Genomic DNA, 22,379 nt, shown 5'->3' with positions numbered 1-22,379 from the left:
CCGAACGGCGTCATCCAGTCGATCCGCCGCCCCTGCTCGGCCCAGAACCCCTCCGGATCCGAAACCGAGGCCGCGTACATCTCATCGTAACGCGCCGCATCAACATGCGCCCGCGATACAGTCGCGTCAGAAGGCGGGTGGGTTGTGGCCATGTTTTCTCTCCCTTGTCTGTCGGGGACCGCGCGGTTGCCTCCCGCAACCGGGTCCCCGCCGTCATTTCTGCGCCGCCCGGGCGGGCGACGCAAGGGTGCGCGCGGCGCGAACGTCCCCGTCAGATGGCGAGGTACTTCGAGCGCAGCGCCTCGTCGTCGAGCACTTCCTGCGCCGAGCCGTCGTAGACGACCTGGCCGATGTCAAGGATCACGGCGCGGTCGGCAAGTTTCAGCGCTGCCACCGCGTTCTGTTCCACGATGATCGTGGTGATGCCCTGATCGCGGATCATTTCGAGCGTCTTCGCGATCTCCTGCACGATGACCGGGGCCAGGCCCTCGTAGGGTTCGTCCAGCAGCAGCACCTTGATATCGCGGCACAGTGCCCTGGCGATCGACAGCATCTGCTGTTCGCCGCCCGACAGTGTCGTGCCATCCTGCGTGCGTCGTTCCTTGAGACGGGGAAAGAGTTCGTAGACTCGATCGATCGACCATCCGTGGGGCGGAGCGATCTGGGCAAGCTTGAGATTTTCCTCGACCGTCAGACCGGGAATGATGTTGCGGTCCTCGGGGACAAGGGCGATGCCGTTACGGGCGGCCTCGTGCGATTTCATCTCGTGCAGGGGCTGGTGGTCCAGCCAGATCTCGCCGTGCATCAGCTCGGGGCTGCCCATGCGGGCGATGGTGCGCAGGGTCGAGGTCTTGCCCGCCCCGTTGCGTCCCAGCAGCGCCAGGATCTCGCCCTCGTGGATGTCGAAGCTGACGCCCTGGACGATGTAGCTTTCGCCGTAATAGGCCTTGATATCCCAGATGCTGAGGTATTTGGGGGCCGTGGCGGCCATGTTGCGGTTCTTGTCGAAGGTCCCCTCGCGGGACAGGTGTTCAACGTGGGTCATCTGTCGGCTCCTCAGACCTGGGCTTCGCCAAGATACGCTTCGCGCACCTTGGGGTGGCCCTTGATGTTGTCGGGCGTGTCCTCGACCAGCGGTGTGCCCTGGGCCAGCACCGTGATCCGGTCGGCCAGGCTGAACACCACGTTCATGTCGTGTTCGATGATGGCCATGGTGATCCCGCGCTTGGTGCGGATTTCCTTCAGCAGCTCGATCGTGTTCTGGGTGTCGGCGCGGGCCATGCCCGCGGTCGGCTCGTCCAGCAGCAGCAACTTGGGATCCTGCACGAGGCACATCGCCATTTCCAGCCGCCGTTTGTCCCCCCGCGAGAGCGAACTGGCCAGCATCTCCACCTTGTCGGCCATCTTGACCTCGGCCAGCATCGCCCGGGCTTGTTCGATGACGGAGGTCTCGCTGGGCACGGACTCGATGGCATGCATGCGAAATGCGCCGTCACGCTTGGCGAAGACCGGGATCAGCATGTTTTCAAGCACGGTCAGGTCGCCGAATATCTCGGGTGTCTGGAACACGCGCGAAATGCCCATCTGGTTGATCTCGTGCGGTCTGCGCCCCAGCACCGATTGGCCATCGAACATGACCGAGCCACTGTCGGGGATCAACTTGCCTACCAGGCAGTTGAGCAAGGTGGACTTGCCCGCCCCGTTGGGGCCGATGATGGCGTGGACGGATTTTTCCTGGACGCTCAGGTTCACGTCGCCCAGGGCCTGCAGCCCGCCGAAGCGCTTGTTGACGCCACTGACTTCAAGGATACCCATTGGACTTTCTCCTTATTCGGCGGGTTTCGTGCCGTCGGCCTTGCCGGCCTCGGGCTGCTTGGGCTTGCGGCGGAACAGGCCCAGGAGTTTCTGGCCGCCCTGAACCAGGCCCCCTGGCAGGAAGATCACCACCAGCATGAACATGATGCCCAGCGTCAGGTGCCAGCCCTTGCCGACGAAGGGATAGACCAGCGAAACCATGATGTCCTCGAACCCGTCGGGCAGGAATGCGAACCACTCGTGCAGGATGTCCTTGTTGATCTTCGAGACGATGTTCTCGAAGTACTTGATGAAGCCCGCGCCGAGGACCGGCCCCAGAAGCGTGCCCGCGCCGCCCAGGATGGTCATGATGACGACCTCGCCGCTGGCGGTCCAGAACATGCGTTCGGGCCCCACCTGCGTGTCCATGGCCACCATGAGGCCACCGGCCAGGCCCGCGTACATGCCCGAGATGACGAAGGCCGCCAGGGTATAGGGCTTGGGGCTCAGCCCGGTGTAGTTCATGCGTTGCTGGTTGGACTTGACCGCGCGGAGCATCATCCCGAAGGGCGAGCGGAAGATGCGGATCGACAGGTAGAAGGCGATCAGCATGGCCACGGCGGCGATGTAGTAGCCCAGGTTGAAGGTGAAGGCCCAGCCCCCGAGGGCCCACTCGTGGCTGGCCCCCATCTCCATCCCGAGGAAGTTGGCACGGCCAATCTCGCCTTCGGGAACGTTGCTCAGCAGCGGGGTGTCGGTGTTCTTGATCTGCAGGCCGGTCTCGCCACCCGTCAGCGGTGTCAGTACCGAGTAGGCCAGCGCATAGGACATCTGCGCGAAAGCCAGCGTCAGGATCGAGAAGTAGATCCCCGAGCGCCGCAGCGATATGAACCCCACCAGGAGCGAGAAGGCCCCAGCCAGGATGATCGAGAAGATGATCGCCGGCACCACGTCGAGCGTGAAGAGCTTGAGCGACCAGATTGCGGCGTAGGATCCGACCCCGAGGAAGGCCGCGTGTCCGAAGGACAGGTAGCCGGTCAGCCCGAACAGTATGTTGAAACCGATGGCGAAGATCCCGAAGATCACGAAGCGCTGCATCAGGTCGGGATAGCCCGCGTTGAATTGTGCCATGCCCGAGCCTACGGGGAAGGGGTTCAGGATGAAGGGCGCCAGCATGGCCAGCCCCAGGACGACCAGGAACAGGGTCGCGTCGGTCTTTTTCAGTCCAAGCATGGCTTAGTCCTCCATCACGCCCTTGCGGCCCATGAGGCCCCGGGGACGGGTCAGCAGAATGATGATGGCAACGAGGTAGATGATGATCTGGTTGATCCCTGGAAGCTTGTCGACCATCCAGGGCATCGAGGCGAAGCTTTCCAGGATGCCCAGAAGGAAGCCCGCCGCGACCGCGCCGGGCAGCGAGCCCATGCCGCCGACGACCACCACCACGAAGCTGAGCACCAGGAAGTCCATGCCCATGTGGTAGTTCGGGGCGACGATCGGCGCGTACATCACGCCAGCCAGACCCGCCACCGCGGCGGCCAGTCCGAACATCAGGGTAAAGCGCTTGTCGATGTCGATGCCCAGCATCCCGACGGTTTCGCGGTCGGCCATCCCGGCGCGCACGACCATGCCGAAGGTGGTGAATTGCAGGAACCCGAACACCCCGGCAATGATCACGCCCGCGAAGAGGAAATAGACCAGCCGCCAGTAGGGATACATGATCGTCAACGGGTCGAAGCCGAGCCAGGTGCCGAAGTCCAGGCTGCCCGCAAAGGCCTCGGGAGCGGGCGTCTGGATCGGGTTGGCACCGAAGAAATACTTGATGATCTCCTGTAGCACGATGGCCAGAGCGAAGGTCACGAGGATCTGGTCCGCGTGCGGGCGCTTGTAGAAATGCTTGATCAGGCCGCGTTCCATGATGAAGCCGACGCCGATCATCACCGGGATGGCGAAAAGGATCGAGATCGGCACCGCCCAGTCCACGATCGTGGCCCCGGCCGCCTCGCCGAACCAGTCATAGACGTAGGGTTGGTCACGCATCAGCTGGTTGCCGAGAAAGTCTGTCTCTCCGGGCACCGCGACCTTGTGACTGGCACTCAGGATGCGTGACATGATCACGGCGCAGAACGAGCCCAGCATGAACAGCGCCCCGTGGGCGAAGTTGACGACACCCAGCGTGCCGAAGATGAGCGTGAGCCCGAGCGCGATGAGCGCATAGGCGGAGCCCTTGTCGAGCCCGTTGAGAATTTGGACGATGATCTGGTCCATGGATCCGGCTGCCTCTTTCAGGAGGGTAGGGAACCGGGGGCCCGTCAGCGCTTGCGCGAGGGGCCCCCGGTCAGTTGGGTCAGGGTCTGCGAGGGGCGCCGATCAGGCGCCGTTGTTGCAGCTGCCGAGGGTCGCGTCCGCGCCGCCCATCTGCGGGTGGTTGGGGTCGTAGGTGACCTGCTCCACCGGGGTGACCTCGACGACCTCCAGCAGGTCGAACTCGCTCTGCGGGTTCTCCTTTCCGCGCACCACCAGCACGTCCTTGAAGCACTGGTGATCCTCGGCACGGTAGAGGGTCGGGCCGTTGCCCAGGCCGTCGAATTCGTAGCCTTCGAGGGCCTCGGCCACGGCGCAGGGCGCGAAGCTGCCCGCGCGTGTGACCGCGTCGGCATAAAGCAGCGTCTGCACATAGCAGGTATGCGCCGCCTGGCTGGGCGGGAAGCCGTACTTCTCACCGAAGGAGCGCACGAACGCCTGGCTGCCCTCGTCCTGCAGCGACCAGTGCCAGTTCGTCGAGCCATAGATGCCCTTCACGTTGGCGCCCGCACCGCTGGCCATCAGGCGCGAGTAGAGCGGCACGACGATCTCGAAGTTCTTGCCGTTGGCCTGGGCGTCGCGCAGGCCGAACTGCACCGCATTGGTCAGCGAGTTGACCATGTTGCCGCCGTAGTGGTTCAGCACCAGAACGTCTGCACCGGAGTTCAGGACCGGCGCGATGTAGGAGCTGAAGTCGGTCTGTGTCAGCGGCGTTTTCACGGCGTTGACGGTTTCCCAACCCATGGCCTCGGTGGAGGAACGCACGGCCTCTTCTGTGGTGTAGCCCCAGTTGTAGTCGGCGGTCAGGTGATAGGCCTTGCGGTCGGTGCCGTAGGCATTGGCAAGCACCGGCGCCAGCGCGGCACCCGACATGTACGAGTTGAAGAAGTGGCGGAAGCCGTTGGCCTTGCGGTCCTTGCCGGTCGTGTCGTTGGAGTGCGTGAGACCGGCCATGAAGATGATGCCCGCCTCCTGGCAGAGCGCCTGAACGGCCACGGCGACGCCCGAAGAGGACCCGCCGGTGATCATCACCGCGCCGTCCTTCTCGATCATCGAACGGGCCGAGGCGCGGGCGGCGTCGGATTTGGTCTGGGTGTCGCCGGTGACGTATTCCACCTTCTTGCCAAGGATGCCCGTGCCGTCAAGCGCCTTCGACGAGAAGGTGTTCAGCATGCCGCCGTCGCCTTCACCGTTCAGGTGCTCGACCGCCAGCTCGTAGGCGCGAAGCTCGTCGGCGCCTTCGTCGGCATAGGGGCCGCTCTGCGGAACATTGAAGCCCAGCGTCACGGTATCGCCGGTCGGCGCGTTGGTGAAGCCGCTTTCCTGTGCGCGCAGATAAGTCGGCAGCGTCAACCCGGCGCCGGCGATGGCCCCGGTCTTGAGCACGCCACGGCGTGTGAAGTTCGATTTGGACATTGATATCCTCCCTTTTTGAGACGTGTCCCGGACCTCCTCGCCCGTGACACGAGACGCACGAATGCGCAGGCAGAGTATTGGGAGGGGAAGAAAACTTCTCAACAAGGCTTTCCGAAGACACATCTTTTTTGTAAAACAATAGACGCGGCGGTGCAAAAACGTGTAAAGGGATTTTCTCGCACCTGCAGAAACGCGATGAAATCGTTAACGGAATTGTCATGCCTGAACGTCAATTGACCGGAACCCGGCTGCGCAACCGCCGGATCGACCGCGGGATGAAGCAATCGGCCCTGGCCGAGGCTGTGGGCATTTCGCCTTCCTACCTCAACCTGATCGAACACAACCGCCGCAGAATCGGTGGCAAGCTGCTGTCGGACCTCGCCCGTCAACTGGCCGTGGACCCCGAAATGCTGGTCGAGGGCACGGCGAGCGCGGTGCGCCTGCCGCTGGAGGAGGCCGCCGCCGAGTTTCGCTCGGCCGCGCCCGAGGCGGACCACATCGACGAACTCGTCGCGCGCTTTCCCGGCTGGGCGGCGCTGATCGGTGCCCAGCAGGACCGCATTGCCCAGCTCGAGGCCCGCGTCCAGCGCATGACCGACCGTTTGACCCATGACCCGCAGGTGGCCAGCGCCCTGCACGAGGTGATCTCCAGCGTTACGGCGATCCGCTCGACGGCGTCGATCCTAAACGACTCCGACGATCTCGACCGGGACTGGCAGGCACGGTTCCACCGCAACCTGGACGCTGACAGCCTGCGTTTGTCCGAAAGCAGCCAGGCGCTGATGGGATACCTCGACATGAACGCAGATGCCGCCGCGCAGGTTCAGTCGCCGCTGGAGATCGCCGAGGCCGTGATGGCCGCGCGCGGCTATGCCTATCCAGAACTTGAAGAGAGCCGGGCAACCCCCGAGGATCTGAGCGCCGACCTTGCCGATCCGCGCGCCCGCCAGATCCTGCGCAACTGGCTCGCCATCTTTGCCGAGGACGCCCGGCATCTGCCGGTCGATGCCTTCGCCCCGGCCGCACGCCGGGTCGGGCACGATCCGCTGCGCCTGGCACGGCTTTTCGAACAGCCGCTCGACCGCGTCTTCCGCCGGCTGGCCGCGCTGCCCGAGGACGACGGACACCCGGTGATGGGCCTTGCGGTCTGCGACCAGGCCGGGGTCGTGGTGTTTCAGAAGCCTGTCATGGAATTCAATCTGCCGCGCTCGGCCGCGGGCTGTCCGTTCTGGCCGGTGTTCCAGGCGCTCACACAGCCGGGGCGCCCGGTGCGGCGCCGGGTGGTTCTGCCGGGGGTGGCGGGCACGGTCTTTGACTGTGCCGCCGTTTCACGGGATTTCGGTCCGCCCAGCTTCGAGGGGCCGACGCAGGTCGTGGCGACGATGCTGGTGCGCCCTGCCAGTGCGGAGGCGGGTGAGGCGCCCGGGCGCGTCGGCCCCGGCTGCCGGGTCTGCCCGGTGGAGGGCTGCAGCGCCCGGCGCCAGCCCAGTCTTCTGCAGGAGCCGGGATAGGGCCGGGACGCCTTGAGCGGCATTGGGTTTTGACGTCGCCTGGAAAGGGTGTGATAAACGAGCACTTTCCTTGGGAGGGGAAAGCACGAGGGAGGACGCCGATATGGGCCGCCGTGTCCTGTTGATCGAGGATGAGCCGAACATCATCGAGGCGATCAGCTTCATTCTTTCCAAGGATGGGTGGACTGTACACACTCATGCCGACGGCGAGACCGCGGTCGACCGCGTCCGCGAAGGCGCGCCGGATCTCCTGATCCTTGACGTGATGCTGCCCGGGCGCAGCGGCTTCGACATCCTGCGTGATCTCCGCGAAGGTGCCGGGGCCGCCGCGGACCTGCCCATTCTGATGCTGACCGCCCGAGGCCAGCAGCGCGACCGCGACATGGCCGAGCAGTTGGGCGCGACCCGCTTCATGACCAAGCCGTTTTCCAACTCCGAAGTGCTCGAGACCGTGCGGGCGCTGGCAGGACCATGACCGTCCCGCCCGCCGGGACGGAGCCGGGACGGGCCCGTGTCGAGTATCTCGAACGCGGCACCTATCGCCAGCGCCGCTACCGCGACGCCCTACGTATCCTGCCGCTCTTCGCCACCGTTCTGTTCTTCTTGCCGCTGTTCTGGCAGTGGGACGGCTTGCCGGGGGTCCGGCCGAGCATCGTCATCATCTATCTTTTCGGGCTCTGGCTGGTGCTGATCGGGCTGACGGCGCTGATCTCGTGGCTGATCCGCTTCGAAGAGCCCGAGTCCGGCAGACCCTCAGGCGCGGCGGGGGCGCCCGAGGAATGATCTCCTTCAACCTGCTCATCGTGGTCTCGCTGGTCTACGTGGCCTTTCTTTTCCTGGTGGCCTTCGCCGCGGAGCGCCGCGCCAAGCGTGACCGCGGGCAATGGCTGCGCAACCCGCTCGTCTACACGCTGTCGCTGTCGATCTACTGCACCGCCTGGACCTTCTACGGCGCGGTGGGCTACGCGGCGCGCTCCGGCTTCGAGTACCTGACCATCTACTTGGGCCCGACGATCGTCATGATCGGCTGGTGGTTGATCCTGCGCAAGCTGGTGCGCATCGGCAAGACCCAGCGGATCACCTCGGTGGCGGACCTGATCTCCTCGCGTTTCGGAAAGTCCACGGCGCTGGGCGTGCTCGTCACGGTTTTGGCCGTGGTCGGCACGACGCCCTATATCGCGCTCCAATTGCAGTCCGTCACACAGTCACTTGCGGTCTTCGCCGCCGCCCCGGGTACCGGCTGGGACGTGACGGACTTCGACGGCGCCGCGGTCTGGATCGCGATTGGCCTCGCGGTCTTCACGCTGATTTTCGGCACCCGCAACCTCGACGTGAACGAACGCCATCACGGCGTGGTCATGGCGGTGGCCGTCGAAGCGGTGGTCAAGCTTTGTGCGCTGGTCGCTGTCGGCATTTTCGTGGTCTGGGGCATGGCCGGCGGCGTAGGTGAGATGCTGCAGCGGATCGACGCGTCGGCCATCGCCGAGTGGCAGCCGGTGCCGCACCGCTGGGTCGGGTTGATCTTCCTGTCGGGGGCGGCCCTTCTGACCCTGCCGCGCATGTTCCAGGTCATGGTGGTCGAGAACGCCGACGAAAAGCACCTGGCCACCGCGAGCTGGGCCTTCCCGCTCTATGTGCTGACCATGAGCCTCTTCGTGGTGCCCATCGCCGTGACGGGCATGGACCTGTTGCCCGAGGGGTCGAACCCCGATCTCTTCGTGCTGACCGTTCCGCTGGCCACGGGCAACCAGGGGCTGGCGATCCTGTCGTTCCTTGGCGGGTTCTCCTCGGCGACTTCCATGGTGATCGTGGCGACGATCGCGCTGGCCACCATGGTGTCCAACCACATCATCGCGCCTGTCTGGCTGAGCTCGACCCAGAAGGGCGCGGCGCTTTCGGGGGACGTGCGCGGCGTCATCGTCATGTCGCGCCGGATCTCGATCGGGGTAATCCTGGCGCTTGGCTATCTCTATTTCCGGCTGTCGGGGGGCGGCGCGGCCTTGGCCTCGATCGGGCTGGTGTCCTTCGCCGGGGTCGTGCAGGTTCTTCCGGCCATGATCGCGGGCATCTTCTGGCGCGGGGCCAACCGGAACGGCGCCGGCACCGGGGTCGTGATCGGTTTTGCCATATGGGCCTGGACGCTGTTCCTGCCCAGTTTCGGGGCGGGCGCGGTGCTGAGCGAGGCCGTCATGGCCGAAGGCCCCTTCGGCTGGGGCTGGCTGCGGCCCTACGCCCTGTTCGGGATCGCCGGCCTGGACCCCGTCGTTCATACGGTGTTCTGGTCGATGTTGTTCAACACGGCCGCCGTGGTGACCCTCTCGGTGCTGACGTTTCCCAACCCGATGGAGCGGCTTCAGGGCGCGCAGTTCGTCAATGTCTTCGAGAACTCCGCAGGGGCCCGCACCTGGGCCCAGAGTGCCGCGCGCGCCGAGGATCTGCTCATCATGGCGCAGCGCATCATCGGCCATGCCGAGGCCCAGGAGATGTTCCGCCAGGAGGCCGGCGCCCAGGGGATCGACGGCTACCTGCCCGAGGTCACGCCCGAATTGATCGGTCGACTGGAGCGAATGCTGGCCGGCTCGGTCGGGGCGGCGACCGCTCATGCCATGGTGGGGCAGCTGACTGGTTCGGCCGCAGTGTCGGTCGAGGACCTGATCGCCGTCGCCGACGAGACCGCACAGATCGTGGAATATTCCAACCGGCTGGAGGCCAAGAGCGCCGAACAGGAACGCACGGCCCGCGCCCTGCGCGAGGCCAACGAGAAACTCACCGCGATCTCGATCCAGAAGGACGCATTTCTCAGCCAGATCAGCCATGAGCTGCGGACGCCGATGACCTCGATCCGCTCCTTCTCGGAGATCCTGCGCGAGGGCGAGGTCGACGCAGAGGCGCGCGCGCGCTTCGCCGGGATCATACACCAGGAATCGACCCGGTTGACCCGGCTGCTCGATGACCTGCTCGACCTGTCCTACCTGGAAAACGGACAAGTGAAGCTGGATCTTGGCCAGGGTCGCCTTGCGGATGTGCTCGACCGGGCGGTCATGGCCGCCGGCGTGTCCGGTGACAGGTTGGTGCTGCACCGTGACACCTCGCGCGAGGCCGTGCTGATCGAGACCGACCTTGAGCGGCTGACCCAGGTTTTCATCAACCTGATCGCCAACGCGGCCAAGTATTGCGACGCGGACAGGCCCGAGCTGACCATCCGGGTGCTGTCGGATAGCGAGACCTGCCAGGTGGATTTTATCGACAACGGCACCCCGCTCGAGGCCGACGCTCAGGTTCTCATCTTCGAGAAGTTCTCGCGTCTGGCGGACGAGAGCAAGGCCGGCGGGGCCGGCCTGGGCCTCGCGATCTGCCGCCAGATCATGGAGAGCCTCGGCGGCGGTATCAGCTATCTGCCGGGGCAGGGCGGCCCCGCGTTTCGCGTGACCCTGCGCCAAGGCGCCCGCATGGCCGCGCAGTAGAGCGCCCGTTAGCCGCTTGGTAACCGCGCCCGGGCTAGCCTGCGGGCGTCCGGGCAAGGCGCACCGGGCCGGAGCCGGGCAGTGACGCAGATGAGACAGGCGCAATGACAGGTCGGAACGCGGATGCCACGAGAGGGGTCAACCCGGCGCTGGCCCATATGCTGGGCGGGCCGAACAGGGCCCGGCCCGGGGGCGACGCGGGGTCAGATCTGGGGCCGGGGCGGGCTTTCCGCGTGGCGCTCCTGCGGGCCGCGGACCGGGCGATCGGCCTGTCCCTGACCGTGCTGGGGCTGGCTGACGACTGTCGCAGCCCGGACGCCCTCTTGACCGACGGCCCGGCGGGCTGGGTCCTCTTCGGCCTGACGGCCCCCGGCGAAACGGGCCTGGCGGGCCTTCTGATGCTGGATCGGGCATTGCGCAGCGCCATGATCGAGGTCCAGACAATGGGCGTCCTGATGGAGGCGGCCGAGACCGAGCGTCCCGTCACCGTGACCGACGCCGCCCTGGCCCGGCCCGTCGCGACGGGCCTCTTGCAAGAGCTTGGCCAGGCCGGTCGGCCGGAGTTCCCCGCAGGCATGGGCGACTGGACCCTGCGCCCGTTGCCGGACCTGCGCGCGGCGGAACTGATGTTGCGCGATGGCGACTACCGCCTGTGGGACGCGTCGGTTCAGATCGGCGCGACGGACCGGCAAGGCGCGCTCCGGCTCGCGCTGGCCCGGGTGCCGGTGCCGCCCGAGGTGCGCCCCGATGCGGGAGGCGCTGGCACCGACTGGAGCGAGGCCTTTCGTGCCAGCCTGGAGCTTTCTCCGGCCGAACTTGAGGCGGTGCTGGGCCGCCTGACCCTGCCGTTGTCACAGGTCGATGCCTTCGAGGCCGGCCAGGTGCTGCCACTGAGCGGGCTGACGCTGGACCATGTGCAGCTGGAAAGCGCGGGGGAACGCATGGCCCGGGTGCGGCTGGGACAGGTTTCGGGGATGCGCGCGGTCAGGTTCGACCAACCCGCCCCCGAGCTGGAGCCGCTGGGCCATCCGTCGGCGCCGGGCGCGGTTGCTGCGACCCTGCCGCCCGAGTCCCCCACGAGGCAGGACGGCGCCAGATTGCTGAGCGTGCCGGACAAGGCGGCCCTGGCCGCCCCGGCAAAACGGGAGCCAAGAAATGGCGATCCGTCCGACGCCGCCGGGAAATCGCGGTGATGATGCCGGCATGTCCTGCCCGATTGCGGCCGTTTCGCGCGGATCACCGCCCGGAGAAAGCCTTCAGCTGGGGCCGCAGCGGCGCCAGATCGTAGCCTGCCTTGCCCGTGGCCTCGAGCACCTCGTCGATGCCAAGCGCCCCGGCACGCCCGAGCGCCCAGAGCATCGAACAGCGCGTGCCTGAGGCACAATAGGCCAGCACCGGCCCCGGCGCCTCGTCGATCGCCTGCATCTGCCGGTCGATGGCTTGGGGGCCCATGGTCGGATGCGTGACCGGGTGATTGACAAAGTCAAGCCCCGCGGCGCGCGCGGCGTCTTCGATGACGGTGGCATGATGGCTGGGCGGGATTTCCGCATCGGGACGGTTGCAAATCACCCGCACATAGCCCGCCGCGGCGATGGCGGGCAGGTCAGCGGGGTCGATCTGGGGCGATACGGCGTGGTCGGGGCTGAGCGGGCGAATATCCATGCGCTGATCTAGGCCGTTGGGGGGCGCGATGTCCAGCCGTGTATGGTACGCATTAGTATCTTGAAATATGTGTGCTTTCGACATATAAATAGAACATGGACATGAGCCCCGAAAGATTGCACGCCATGGATGCCGCTGCCTGCGAGGCTGCGGATGTTCTCAAGGCACTGTCGAACCCGCAACGTCTGCGCTTGCTCTGCTCGCTTCTGGCCGGGCCGCGCAGCGTGGGCGAATTGGAACAGGCGCTGGGCGCCAGCCAGTCCTACGTGTCTGGCCAGTTGGCACGGCTGCGCTCGGAAGGCATGGTGCGGGCCGAACGCGACGGCAGGACGATTCATTATTCGCTGGCCGATACCCGCGTCGTGCCGATCATCGAACGGCTCTACGAGGTCTTCTGCCCGGCGACCTGAGTCGCCCGGTTGAACTGTTCCGACGACAGGGCTTGAAGCCGGGCGGCGTGCCGGGCCTAATGAGGGCATGATGCAGAGGCTTTTCCATGCCGGCCGGAGCGGGGGGCCATGACCCGGTACGCGCTTTTCCGGGTGCTTGACGGTATCGCCGTGCTCTCGCTGAACGCGCCGCCGGTCAATGCTCTTTGCGTGCAGTTGCGCGCGGCGCTTGCAGAGCACTTTCACCGCATCGACACCGAAGACCAGATATCGGCCGTCGTGCTGCGGGCCGAGGGCGCGCTTTTCTCGGCCGGGGCCGACATCCGTGAACTGGCCGCGGCCTGGCAGGACCCCGGGCCACGCGATCTTTGCGACCTGATCGAGGGTTGTTCGAAACCCGTGGTCGCCGCGCTGGGCGGCCAGGCGCTGGGCGGTGGGGCCGAACTGCTTCTGGCCGCGCATTACCGGGTGGCCGATGCCAGGGCGCGCATCGGGTTTGCCGAGGTCACGCTGGGGGTTCTGCCCGGTGCGGGCGGCACCCAGCGCCTGCCGCGGCTGGTCGGCCCGGAGGCGGCCCTCAAGCTGATGGTAAGCGGGCAATCCGTTGCCGCCCCCGATGCGCTGCGGCTGGGACTGCTGGATGGCCTCGTCGAGGGGGATCTGGCCACCGGCGCGGTTACCTTTGCGCGCCGGCTGGTTGCCGATGGGAAAGGCCCGCGCCCCACCCGCGCGCGGCGCGAGGGCCTGGCCGATGGCCGCGCCTACCAGGCGCAGGTGGCAAGCGCCCGTCGAGAGATCGCGGCCAGTCCGCTGTTCGCGCCGCACCTGATCGTCGATTGCGTCGAGGCGGCGTCGCTGCTGCCCTTCGATGCCGGGCAGGCCTTCGAACAGGACGCCTTCGATCGCTGCCGCACGCATCCGCAATCCATTGCCCTGCGGCACGTTTTCCTTGCCGAACGTCGTGTGGACAGCGCTCTGCTGGATCGTGAGGGCGGCACCTTCAAGCCGACCGAGCCCGAAGGCCGCGCGGTGGTGCTGCGCCTGCGCAAGGCCCTGCGCGGCGCTGCGCAGGCCCTTGTCGAGACGCTGGACATGCCCGAAGCGCGAATTGACGGGGCCATGGTCGCCCACGGGTTCCACAAGGGGGTCTTCGGTCGCCGGGATCCGGGGCCCGACAGCCCCGCGGTGATGCGCCGCCTGGTCGCGGCGCTGATTTCCGAGGGCGCCGGGCTTCTGGCCGAGGGGCACCTGAAACGGCCCTCGGACATCGACGCCTTGGCGGTGCACGGGCTGGGCTATCCACGCCGCCAGGGTGGTCCGTGCCGCGTGGCTCAGACCATGGGCCTGCTGGCCCTGCGCAACGACATGCGCACCTGGTCCGAGGACAACCTGATCTGGGAACCGCCCGAGATGCTGGACGAGGCGGTCAAGCTGGCGGCGGGGTTCGACGCGCTCTGATCCCGGTGCGCCTGTCAGGTCAACAGCACACCCAGCACCACGCAGGCCAGCCCGAGCGCCGAGAGCATGAACGCCCCGAGGTTCAGCGGCAGCGCCTTCTGGATGCGTGCGCGCAAGGCATCGTCGCTCAGACCCGCGCGGCGGGCGCGCTGCACCTTGACGATGCTGGCGATGATCCCGGCCAGCCCCACAAGCGACAGGGCGGCACCGATCCAGACGAGGGCTTGCATGATGTGCTCCGCTTTGGCTCGTCAGGGGCGTAGCGCGGTGTCGCGCTGCGTGCAAGCGCATCCCTCTTGCGGGGTTTGACGGGGCCAGCTAGTCAGGGCGCCCGAAACGACGCGCAAACGGCCAGCAGGAAGGTCCCAAGATGAGCGATACAGACGACATCACCGAGTCCCAGTACAAGATTTCCGCGGGCGAGCTGCGCCAGTTCGTCGAGCGTTACGAGCGGCTCGAAGCCGAGAAGAAGGATATCGCCGACCAGCAGAAAGAGGTGATGGCCGAAGCGAAGGGCCGGGGCTATGACACCAAGGCCATGCGCAAGCTGATCGCCCTGCGCAAGCGCGAACCCCAGGAGATCGCCGAGGAAGAGGCGGTGCTCGAGGTCTATAAGGAAGCGCTGGGGATGTGACGCCGCGCGGCGCCGGGTCGGCCGTGCCTCAGAACCGGTCCAGCAGGCGCCGCAGGTAATCCAGTTCCAGGTCGGGGCGTTGCTGGTCGGACGAGCGATCGCGCAGTTCCTGCAGCAGTTCCTCGGCCCGCCGGTAGACATCTTCGCCTTGCAGCATGCTCTCATCGCTGCCGAACTGGCCCGAATTGCCCATCTGGCGGCCCAGCGGGTCGCGGCGACCGGGTTCCGGTCGGCCTTCGGCGCGCCCCTGCTGGGTGCCCTGGCCCTGCTGCAGCTGATCCTGCTGGTTCTCGGCCAGTGCCTCGCCCAGGTTCCGCATGCCGTCGCGCAGCGCGTCCATGGCCTCGGACTGGCGGTCGATAGCCTCGGCCATGTCGCCGCCGCGCAGTGCTTCCTCGGCGCCTTCCATCGCATCCTCGGCCTGTCCAAGTGCTTCGCCTGCACGGTCGGCGGCCTCACCGCTCAGGCCCGGCAGGGCATCGCGCAACTGGTTCAGGCCTTCGCGCAGCGCATTCTGGCGATCGGCCAGCGTGCCTTCGCCGGTGGCCTCGCCACCCTGACCGCCATCGCCGGTCATGCCCTGCTGGGTGTTGTCGCCCTGGCCCATCCCCTGACCCTGCTGACCGTTCTGTCCGGGTTGGCCCGGCTGACCCTCTCCGCCCGGCTGCTGGCCCTGTTGCTGGCCTTGCTGCTGGCCGCCCTGTCGACCCTGCTGCTGGCCCTGGTTGAACTGGTCCTGCAACTGCCGGAAGGAATCGTCGTTGAGCTGTTGCTGATCGCGCAGCGTTTCTGCCAGGTCCTGCATGGATTGCTCGCCCGGGGACTGCGGGCCGCCGCCGCCTTCGCCCTGGGTAACGCGCATGTTCTCCATCATCTGGTTGAGCTGCTCCATGAGCTGCTGCGCCTCGGCCATGCGGCCTTCTTCCATCAGTTCCTGGATGCGATCCATCAGCGCGTCCAGCTCGTTCTGTGTGACCTGGCGGTTGTCCTGACCGCTATCGGGCTGGTCGGTGCCGTCCTCGGCCGGGTCGGCGTTCTCGGCCAGCATGCGCATATACTCGTCCATGGCCTCTCGCAGCTCGTTCATGAGCTGTTGGATCTCTTCGTCCGAGGCGCCGTTGCGCATGGCCTCGGCCAGGCGCTCCTGCGCCCGTTCCAGCCGGTCGCGGGCATCCGCGAGCGAGCCTTCCTCGAGCAGGACCGCGAGTTCCCAGAGCGCCTGGGTTATCTCGTCCTGCGCGGCGTCCGACAGGCCGTCCTCCATCTCGGCTTCCAGGCGCCGCAAGGTGACGCGCAGCCGCAAATAGCTGGTCTCGTTGTCGAAAAGCTCGTCAGGGCGGTAGGAGATCGCGCGCAGTACCATGGCCACGCGCGGTGCGTTGGCCTTGGCCCACAGAAGATCGCGGCGCTGTTCGATCACCGCCCTAGCGACGGGTTGAAAGAAGCGACGCCCCGGAAGGCGCATCTGTTCGGGCGTGCTGGTCCCCGACTGGCCAACCGCATCCTCGACCGTCAGGGTCAGGGTCACCGGCAGGTTGGCCCAGGGATGCCGGGAAAAGTCGTCGATCAGGCTTTCCTCGAAATCCGCGCGGTCGCCGGAAATCGGCATGGGCAGGTCCACGACCAACGGTTCGCGCGGGTCGGGGTCGATGGCCAACCCGTGGCGGCGATCGACCTCGGTCAGGTCCAGCGCGATCCGGGCCTCGCCGGCAAAGACACCGTGATCGTCAGTTGCCCGGAAGGGCTGTGCCATCTCGCCCGAGGCCTCGATGTCCACCGGCCCCGTAAGTGCCACCTCTGGCGCCGCGTCGGACACCATGGTGACGTCCCAGGTGCCGCCTCCCTCGCCCTTGATCTCCAGCGACCCGGACTGCGTCACCTCGAAGCTCTGCTGGACCCCGGTGTCCGCAGGCACCTCGTCCGACCGGCCCGAGACGGTTTCCGAGACCGACAATTCCCCGACGTCGCCGTAAAGGCGCAAGGTGATCAGTGCCCCTTCGGCCGCGCGGATCGTCCGCCCCTCGAGATCAGCGAGGTAGAGCGTCGGCTTGCCGGTATAGGCGGGCGGCTCGACCCAGCCTTCCCAGGCCGGGCCAGTGGCCAGCTGCCCGGCGTCGCCGAGCCGGGTTTCAACAACGCTGCCTACCCGCAGCAGAGAGCCGAACAGAAGCGCCACGACGAAAACCAGCAGCGCGATGTACCGCAGACCGTAGGGATCGGCCCGCGACAGGCGCAGGTTCGGCTCCACCGCCCGGGCGGCCCGTGTCTGTTCGGACATGCGTTGCATGTGGACCCGCCAGACCGTTTCGGAGGCTGAATCGCCCGCGCCGATCGCCTGGTCGTCTTCCAGCGCCGCGATGGGGCGCCCCGGCAGACGGGCATCCACCCGCGCGATGGCGTCATCCCTGTGCGGTGCGCGGAACCGCCGCAGCCCGCGCCACAGCGCCCAAACCAGCGCCAGCACGCCCAGTACGGCAAATCCCAGGACCGCCTCGGGTCGTGCCCGGTCCTGCCAGCCCATGATCAGCGGCGCCAGGCCCAGCAACAGCATCGTCCAGGCCGGCCAGAAGGCACGCGCCATCCGTTCAGCCCAAAGACCGGCGAGGGTCAGGGCGATTGGCATTTTCAGATGCCGTGGGGTCTGATCTGCGCGGATGGAAACCTCGCCTTTCGTTCAGGCCGCGCGGCGCGCGCGCTACAACCAATCAGGGATGGTATCTCGATTCAGCATCTCGTCAAAGGTCGGGCGCCGGCGGATAACCGCGAATTGATCACCCTCCACCAGGACCTCGGGGATCAGGGGTCGCGAATTGTATTCGCTGGCCATGACCGCACCATAGGCCCCGGCGGACCGAAAGGCGATCAGGTCGCCCTCGGCCAGGCTGGGCAGCATCCGCCCCTTGGCGAAGGTGTCGCCGCTCTCGCAGACGGGGCCGACGATGTCATAAGGGGTCATCACCGCGCCCGCGGCTGCTTCGCGCACCGTGACGATGTCGTGCCAGGCGTCATACATGGCCGGGCGGATCAGGTCGTTCATCGCCGCGTCGGCGATCAGGAATTCACGCCCTTCGCCGTGCTTGACGTAGGTCACCCCGGCCACCAGCAGGCCCGCGTTTCCGGCGATCAGGCGCCCCGGCTCGATCTCGATCTCGCAGCCCAGGTGGCCCACGACCTCGCGCAGCATCCGGCCGTATTCCACCGGCAGGGGCGGCGCGTCGTTCGAACGCTCGTAGGGAATGCCAAGGCCCCCGCCCAGGTCCAGCCGGCGGATGTCATGGCCATCGGCGCGCAGCGCCTCGGTCAGTTCCACCACCTTCTGATAGGCCAGTCGGAACGGCTCCAGCTCGGTCAGCTGGCTGCCGATATGCACGTCGATCCCCACGGCCTCCAGCCCCGGCAGGGTGGCGATCTCGGCATAGACCTCGCGGGCCCGGGCCAGCGGGATGCCGAACTTGTTCTCGGCCTTGCCGGTCGAAATCTTCTCGTGCGTCTTCGCATCCACGTCCGGGTTGACCCGAACCGTCACGGGCGCGATCACGCCCATCGACGCCGCCACCTCGGACAGGGCCCGCATTTCCGGCTCGCTTTCGACATTGAACTGGCGAATGCCGCCCTCCAGCGCCAGGCGCATCTCCTCGCGGGTCTTGCCGACCCCGGAAAAGACGATCCGCTCGCCGGGCACACCGGCCGCCCGGGCGCGCCGGTATTCCCCGCCCGAGACGACATCCATCCCGGCGCCCGCATCACCCAGCAGCTTGATCACGGCCAGGTTGCTCAGCGCCTTCATCGCGAAACAAACGAGATGATCGGTGCCCGCCAGCGCCTCGTCGAACAGACGGTAGTGCCGCAGCAACGTGGCGCTGGAATAGACATAGAACGGGGTGCCGACCGCCGCGGCGATCTCGCAAACGGCGACATCCTCGGCATGAAGCGCGCCGTCGCGATACAGGAAATGGTCCATCCCGGGTCCCCTCGAAATTCTCACGCGGGTCTAGCAGGTCTGGCGCCAACGCCAAGGCTTCTTTGGGTTGGAAATACCGCCGCAGAGCCTCTCAGCCCGTGCTGGGTTGCACCGGCTGGTCACGCCCCCAGCGCAGGAAGATGTAGAGCGGCAACCCGCAGGACACCCCGATGCAGAATGTCGCGGGAATGGCGACCAACCCGGCCCAGTGCCGTTTCGTCACGCTCTCCCAGATCACCCAGATCGTCAGGGCCACCGCGGCAATGGTCAGGTCCCAGACCAGCCCCGAGGTCGCTGCATTGGCGTGCCAGGCGTCCACCATGGACATGAGCGACCAGCCGTTCTCCCGAAACCACGAGATGAAATACCACATCGGATGCACGGTGCCCCAGATGGCCAGCGCAAGGAAGAGCCAACGCATCACAGCGACAGCCCGACCGACAGGATACCGTTCGTGGCACCGAGGTTGGCGTTGGTGCTTACGCCTGCGTTGCCGACAGACACACCGGCCCCGGCGGTCGGTTTCACGGGCGGGGCGTCGGCGCCGCAGGCGGCTGCCCCCACAAGGGCGATCAGCGCAAGGGCCTGTTTCATGACAGCGCCTCCTTCCAGCGGGCGATCTGGTCGCGGACACGGTCGGGTGCCGTGCCCCCGTATGACATGCGGCTGCGCACGGAATTGTCCACGCCCAGCACGTCGAAAATTGCCGCGGTAATGCCGTCGTGACAGTTCTGCATGACGTCCAGCGGCAGGTCGGGCAGGTCGCAGCCCCGCGACTCCGCTTCGGCCACCAGCGCGCCGGTGACGTGATGCGCTTCGCGGAAGGGCAGGCCCAACTCGCGCACCAGCCAGTCGGCCAGGTCCGTGGCGGTCGAGAATCCGGTGGCGGCGGCCGCGCGCAGGTTCTCGGGCCGGGCGGTCATGTCCGCCACCATTCCGGCCATGGCCGCAAGGCCAAGCATCAGGGTGTCGGCGGCATCGAAGACCTGTTCCTTGTCCTCCTGCATGTCCTTGGAATAGGCCAAGGGCAGCCCTTTCATGACCGTCATAAGCGCCACGTTGGCCCCGAAGATGCGCCCGACCTTGGCGCGCAGCAGTTCGGCGGCATCCGGGTTGCGCTTCTGCGGCATGATCGAACTGCCCGTGGACCACTTGTCGGACATCGCGACGAAACGGAACTGGGCACTCGACCAGATTACCAGCTCCTCGGCCAGGCGCGACAGGTGCACCGCACAGATCGACGCGGCCGAAAGGAATTCGAGCGCGAAATCCCGCGCCGAGACCGCGTCGAGCGAATTGGCCATGGGGGCGTCGAAACCCAGCGCCTCGGCCGTCATCTCCCGGTCGATGTCAAAGGGTGTGCCGGCCAGCGCCGCGGCGCCGAGGGGCGATTCGTTCATGCGCCTGCGCGCATCGACAAAGCGGGCCCGGTCGCGCGAGAACATCTCGACATAGGCCATCATGTGGTGGCCCCAGGTCACCGGCTGTGCCGTCTGCAGGTGGGTAAAGCCCGGCATGACCCAATCCGCCCCCTGTTCGGCCTGGTCCAGCAGCGCGCGCATCAGCCCGGTCAACGCCTCCTGCGCGGCATCGCACTGGTCCCGCACCCAGAGCCGGAAATCGACCGCCACCTGGTCGTTGCGGCTGCGCCCGGTATGCAGACGGCCCGCCGGATCGCCGATCAGCTCTTTCAGGCGGGCCTCAACGTTCATATGGATGTCTTCCAGTGCGGTGGAAAATGCGAAATTTCCGTCCTCGATCTCTGACAAGACCGTGAGCAGCCCTTCCCGGATCGCCTCGGCGTCCTTTCCTGTAATGATACCCCGGGCCGCCAACATGGCCGCGTGCGCACGAGACCCGTCGATGTCCTGTTTTGCCAACCGCCTGTCAAAGTCGATCGAGGCGTTGATCGCCTCCATGATCGCATCCGGACCGCTTCCAAAGCGTCCGCCCCACATTGCATTCGATCCTGGTTTGTCCGACATGGGTCCCCGCATTCCAAAGGTGATGACATGAGAAAAGCACTCATCCTGACAGCCGCAGCCGCCGTCGGCCTTTCGGCAGGGCTATACTTGGCCTTGAGCGACAGGGAAAGCCCCGCGCCCACCGCCGCGGCGATGGATTTCACCGCTCTGGAAGAGATGCGCGCGGGCGACATGACCAAGCTGCAATTCGGCGAGGCCCCCGGATCGTCGGTCGCCTTCACCTCCGAAGCGGGCGATGACATGACTCTGGCGGCCTACGAGGGCAAATTCGCTCTGGTCAATTTCTGGGCGACCTGGTGCGCGCCCTGCCGCAAGGAAATGCCGCAACTGGCGGAATTGCAGGATGAATTCGGCGGCGCGAACTTCGAGGTTGTCACCATCGCCACGGGCCGCAACCCGCGGCCGGCGATGGAGGCGTTCTTCCGGGAGATCGGCGTCGCCAACCTGCCGCTGCACAGTGACACCAGCAGCGCGCTGGCGCGCGACATGGGCGTTCTGGGCCTGCCGGTGACCTTGATCCTCGATCCTGCGGGCCGCGAAATCGCCCGTTTGCAGGGCGACGCGGATTGGGCCAGCGAAGAGGCCAAGGCGATCATCGCGGCCCTCGTGGCGGGGTAGGGCGGCGCCCTCAGGGCGCGATGAAGTTGACGCCGGGCATCCGCGCGATGGCCTGGCAGTCCTCTTCGTAGGTCTGCGTCAGGAACTGCACGGTCTCGTCAGTCCAGCCGGGCAGGTCGATCTCGTCCTCGATGGCCTCGTCCAGAGCGTGCCGTTCAAGAAAGGCCGAGATGATCCGCCGCTTCTGGACCTCGGTCTGGGGCGGGTGGGTCTTGAGGTAGGCGACGAAGCGTTTCATCCCGTCCTCGCTCATGATCGTGGACAGCAGGTCGAAGCCGCCCTGGATCCGCGTGAGCGGGTCCACCCCCGAGATTTCGCGGATCAGCTGCGCCCAGATCAGCGGCGTGTCCTCGTTGCACCAGACCGTGAGCGAGGCGCGCGGAACCAGCTCGCGGATCTTGGCTACAAGCTCGGACCAGCGGATGTCGGCCGGTGCCAGCCCGTGCATGAAGTCGTTGAAATCATCGTCTGAAATCGCGTTGAAGACCGCCGGTAACCAGGTCGCCGGGTTGCGCAGACCGAGGAATATCTCGATCTCGTCGCTGTGAAAGATCGCGTCCAGCCCGGTGAATTTCTCGTCCCCCAGCCGGTAGAGGCGTCCCTTGTCGAAGATGCGGCGATGCACGCACATGAACTGATCATTGGACATCACAAGGCGGTTGCATTCTTCCTCGTCGACGATGGCGTCGAGCAGGATCTCGCGGGTATCTGGGGCGGGTGGCTGCCCGCCGAGTCCCTGGATCGTCTCGCGCAGCAGCCGGCGATACTTGCTGGGGCCGGGCACCTTCACGCCCTGGGACGCGAAAGCATCGGCGTTGCGCAGCAGGGACTTCAGGAGCCGATCCTCGTCGGTGCAATTTGCCCCGATATGATAGACGATCTGCATCCCGGTTCCTGCCCGTCTTCGTGTCTTCCGTCGCGCCGCACCATAGGGTGCTATTTCGGGCGCGAAAACCATATTCCGTGCAATTCGCCAAGTGCCGTGGCACCCGGCCCTGCCCGAGGCTTGCGCCACGCCCGGACCCGCGCTAGAGACAGCGCGGCGCCCCTATAGCTCAGCTGGTAGAGCAACTGATTTGTAATCAGTGGGTCGGGAGTTCGAGTCTCTCTGGGGGCACCAATGAAACTAATCATTTAAGACACACGATGCAAACAGGCTTTGAACTCTGCCTTCCACCCGCCT

At 66.4% G+C, this 22,379-nt stretch carries 23 protein-coding genes and 1 tRNA gene; 10 read left to right on the top strand and 14 right to left on the bottom strand.

The genetic code is table 11. The features are described 5' to 3' along the window. The 6 genes from VJ897_RS15225 to VJ897_RS03695 form a co-directional block, all read right to left on the bottom strand. The coding region (locus VJ897_RS15225) for an acetyl-coenzyme A synthetase N-terminal domain-containing protein (protein WP_414706667.1) at nucleotides 1-80 on the bottom strand (80 nt) is incomplete at its 3' end. Between the two features lie 191 nt (nucleotides 81-271). Next, on the bottom strand, nucleotides 272-1,045 hold the full coding sequence (locus VJ897_RS03715) for an ABC transporter ATP-binding protein (protein WP_324053382.1): 774 nt from the start codon (nucleotides 1,043-1,045) through the stop codon (nucleotides 272-274). An 11-nt stretch (nucleotides 1,046-1,056) separates the two neighbouring features. Then, nucleotides 1,057-1,815 carry an ABC transporter ATP-binding protein gene (locus VJ897_RS03710; RefSeq protein ID WP_324053380.1) on the bottom strand — a complete coding sequence of 253 codons (759 nt, stop codon included), beginning with the start codon at nucleotides 1,813-1,815 and terminating at the stop codon, nucleotides 1,057-1,059. Between the two features lie 12 nt (nucleotides 1,816-1,827). Continuing rightward, nucleotides 1,828-3,027: a branched-chain amino acid ABC transporter permease gene (locus VJ897_RS03705; protein WP_324053378.1), complete on the bottom strand. Its 1,200-nt coding sequence runs from the start codon at nucleotides 3,025-3,027 to the stop codon at nucleotides 1,828-1,830. Nucleotides 3,028-3,030: 3 nt separating this feature from the next. Further along, nucleotides 3,031-4,062: a branched-chain amino acid ABC transporter permease gene (locus tag VJ897_RS03700; RefSeq protein ID WP_324053377.1), complete on the bottom strand. Its 1,032-nt coding sequence runs from the start codon at nucleotides 4,060-4,062 to the stop codon at nucleotides 3,031-3,033. A 102-nt stretch (nucleotides 4,063-4,164) separates the two neighbouring features. Continuing rightward, nucleotides 4,165-5,514: a substrate-binding protein gene (locus VJ897_RS03695; protein ID WP_324053375.1), complete on the bottom strand. Its 1,350-nt coding sequence runs from the start codon at nucleotides 5,512-5,514 to the stop codon at nucleotides 4,165-4,167. Nucleotides 5,515-5,732: 218 nt separating this feature from the next. Between VJ897_RS03695 and VJ897_RS03690 the strand changes: the two genes are divergently transcribed. The 5 genes from VJ897_RS03690 (at nucleotide 5,733) to VJ897_RS03670 (ending at nucleotide 11,682) form a co-directional block, all read left to right on the top strand. Further along, a complete protein-coding gene (locus tag VJ897_RS03690) occupies nucleotides 5,733-7,025 on the top strand; it encodes a helix-turn-helix domain-containing protein (protein WP_324053373.1) in 1,293 nt (430 codons plus the stop codon). A 103-nt stretch (nucleotides 7,026-7,128) separates the two neighbouring features. Further along, nucleotides 7,129-7,500 (top strand): response regulator transcription factor, encoded by a 372-nt coding sequence (locus VJ897_RS03685; protein ID WP_324053371.1) that lies wholly within the window; start codon nucleotides 7,129-7,131, stop codon nucleotides 7,498-7,500. Next, a complete protein-coding gene (locus VJ897_RS03680; protein WP_324053369.1) occupies nucleotides 7,497-7,808 on the top strand; it encodes a hypothetical protein in 312 nt (103 codons plus the stop codon). The genes VJ897_RS03685 and VJ897_RS03680 overlap by 4 nt, the downstream gene beginning before the upstream one ends. Then, nucleotides 7,805-10,489, top strand: a complete 2,685-nt coding sequence (locus VJ897_RS03675) for an ATP-binding protein (protein ID WP_324053367.1) — start codon at nucleotides 7,805-7,807, stop codon at nucleotides 10,487-10,489. Before VJ897_RS03680 ends, VJ897_RS03675 begins: the two co-directional genes overlap by 4 nt. 104 nt (nucleotides 10,490-10,593) lie before the next feature. Beyond that, on the top strand, nucleotides 10,594-11,682 hold the full coding sequence (locus VJ897_RS03670) for a FliM/FliN family flagellar motor switch protein (RefSeq protein WP_324053365.1): 1,089 nt from the start codon (nucleotides 10,594-10,596) through the stop codon (nucleotides 11,680-11,682). Between the two features lie 43 nt (nucleotides 11,683-11,725). Here VJ897_RS03670 and VJ897_RS03665 read toward each other — a convergent pair whose 3' ends face one another. After that, entirely contained in the window at nucleotides 11,726-12,151 is a 426-nt protein-coding gene (locus VJ897_RS03665; RefSeq protein WP_324053364.1) for a protein tyrosine phosphatase family protein, read from the bottom strand. Nucleotides 12,152-12,246: 95 nt separating this feature from the next. On the opposite strand from VJ897_RS03665, the gene VJ897_RS03660 reads away from it, so the two are divergent. Both VJ897_RS03660 and VJ897_RS03655 read left to right on the top strand, forming a co-directional pair. Further along, the gene (locus VJ897_RS03660) at nucleotides 12,247-12,561 is read left to right on the top strand and encodes an ArsR/SmtB family transcription factor (RefSeq protein WP_324053362.1); all 315 of its coding nucleotides are present in this window, start codon (nucleotides 12,247-12,249) and stop codon (nucleotides 12,559-12,561) included. Nucleotides 12,562-12,669: 108 nt separating this feature from the next. Further along, nucleotides 12,670-13,998, top strand: a complete 1,329-nt coding sequence (locus tag VJ897_RS03655; RefSeq protein WP_324053360.1) for an enoyl-CoA hydratase/isomerase family protein — start codon at nucleotides 12,670-12,672, stop codon at nucleotides 13,996-13,998. A gap of 14 nt (nucleotides 13,999-14,012) precedes the next feature. Here the strand turns inward: VJ897_RS03655 and VJ897_RS03650 are convergent, their stop codons facing one another. After that, nucleotides 14,013-14,228 (bottom strand): hypothetical protein, encoded by a 216-nt coding sequence (locus VJ897_RS03650; protein WP_324053358.1) that lies wholly within the window; start codon nucleotides 14,226-14,228, stop codon nucleotides 14,013-14,015. A 140-nt stretch (nucleotides 14,229-14,368) separates the two neighbouring features. Here VJ897_RS03650 and VJ897_RS03645 point away from each other — a divergent pair, with 140 nt between their 5' ends. Further along, nucleotides 14,369-14,632, top strand: a complete 264-nt coding sequence (locus VJ897_RS03645; RefSeq protein WP_324053356.1) for a DUF2312 domain-containing protein — start codon at nucleotides 14,369-14,371, stop codon at nucleotides 14,630-14,632. Between the two features lie 28 nt (nucleotides 14,633-14,660). On the opposite strand, the gene VJ897_RS03640 is transcribed toward VJ897_RS03645, so the two are convergent. From VJ897_RS03640 to argH, 5 genes are all read right to left on the bottom strand, one after another. Further along, a complete protein-coding gene (locus tag VJ897_RS03640) occupies nucleotides 14,661-17,255 on the bottom strand; it encodes a DUF4175 domain-containing protein (protein ID WP_324053354.1) in 2,595 nt (864 codons plus the stop codon). Between the two features lie 72 nt (nucleotides 17,256-17,327). Continuing rightward, nucleotides 17,328-18,593, bottom strand: coding sequence for a diaminopimelate decarboxylase (gene lysA, locus VJ897_RS03635; protein WP_324053353.1), 1,266 nt, complete (start codon nucleotides 18,591-18,593; stop codon nucleotides 17,328-17,330). A gap of 91 nt (nucleotides 18,594-18,684) precedes the next feature. Further along, complete coding sequence (locus tag VJ897_RS03630) at nucleotides 18,685-19,014, bottom strand: DUF2834 domain-containing protein (protein ID WP_324053351.1); 330 nt, start codon at nucleotides 19,012-19,014, stop codon at nucleotides 18,685-18,687. Then, on the bottom strand, nucleotides 19,014-19,187 hold the full coding sequence (locus VJ897_RS03625) for a hypothetical protein (RefSeq protein WP_324053349.1): 174 nt from the start codon (nucleotides 19,185-19,187) through the stop codon (nucleotides 19,014-19,016). The genes VJ897_RS03630 and VJ897_RS03625 overlap by 1 nt, the downstream gene beginning before the upstream one ends. Continuing rightward, complete coding sequence (gene argH / locus VJ897_RS03620) at nucleotides 19,184-20,578, bottom strand: argininosuccinate lyase (protein WP_324053347.1); 1,395 nt, start codon at nucleotides 20,576-20,578, stop codon at nucleotides 19,184-19,186. Before argH ends, VJ897_RS03625 begins: the two co-directional genes overlap by 4 nt. A 27-nt stretch (nucleotides 20,579-20,605) precedes the next feature. On the opposite strand from argH, the gene VJ897_RS03615 reads away from it, so the two are divergent. Beyond that, on the top strand, nucleotides 20,606-21,196 hold the full coding sequence (locus VJ897_RS03615; RefSeq protein ID WP_324053345.1) for a TlpA family protein disulfide reductase: 591 nt from the start codon (nucleotides 20,606-20,608) through the stop codon (nucleotides 21,194-21,196). Nucleotides 21,197-21,206: 10 nt separating this feature from the next. Here VJ897_RS03615 and VJ897_RS03610 read toward each other — a convergent pair whose 3' ends face one another. After that, entirely contained in the window at nucleotides 21,207-22,082 is an 876-nt protein-coding gene (locus VJ897_RS03610) for a hypothetical protein (protein ID WP_324053343.1), read from the bottom strand. 158 nt (nucleotides 22,083-22,240) lie between these two features. Here VJ897_RS03610 and VJ897_RS03605 point away from each other — a divergent pair. After that, nucleotides 22,241-22,316 (top strand) — tRNA-Thr (locus VJ897_RS03605). Nucleotides 22,317-22,379 lie beyond the last annotated feature (63 nt).

Source organism: Salibaculum sp., from assembly GCF_035270045.1.
Taxonomy (GTDB): domain Bacteria; phylum Pseudomonadota; class Alphaproteobacteria; order Rhodobacterales; family Rhodobacteraceae; genus Salibaculum.
The sequence above is the reverse complement of the archived record's forward strand: the minus strand, read 5'-3'. Positions and strand labels throughout refer to the sequence as shown.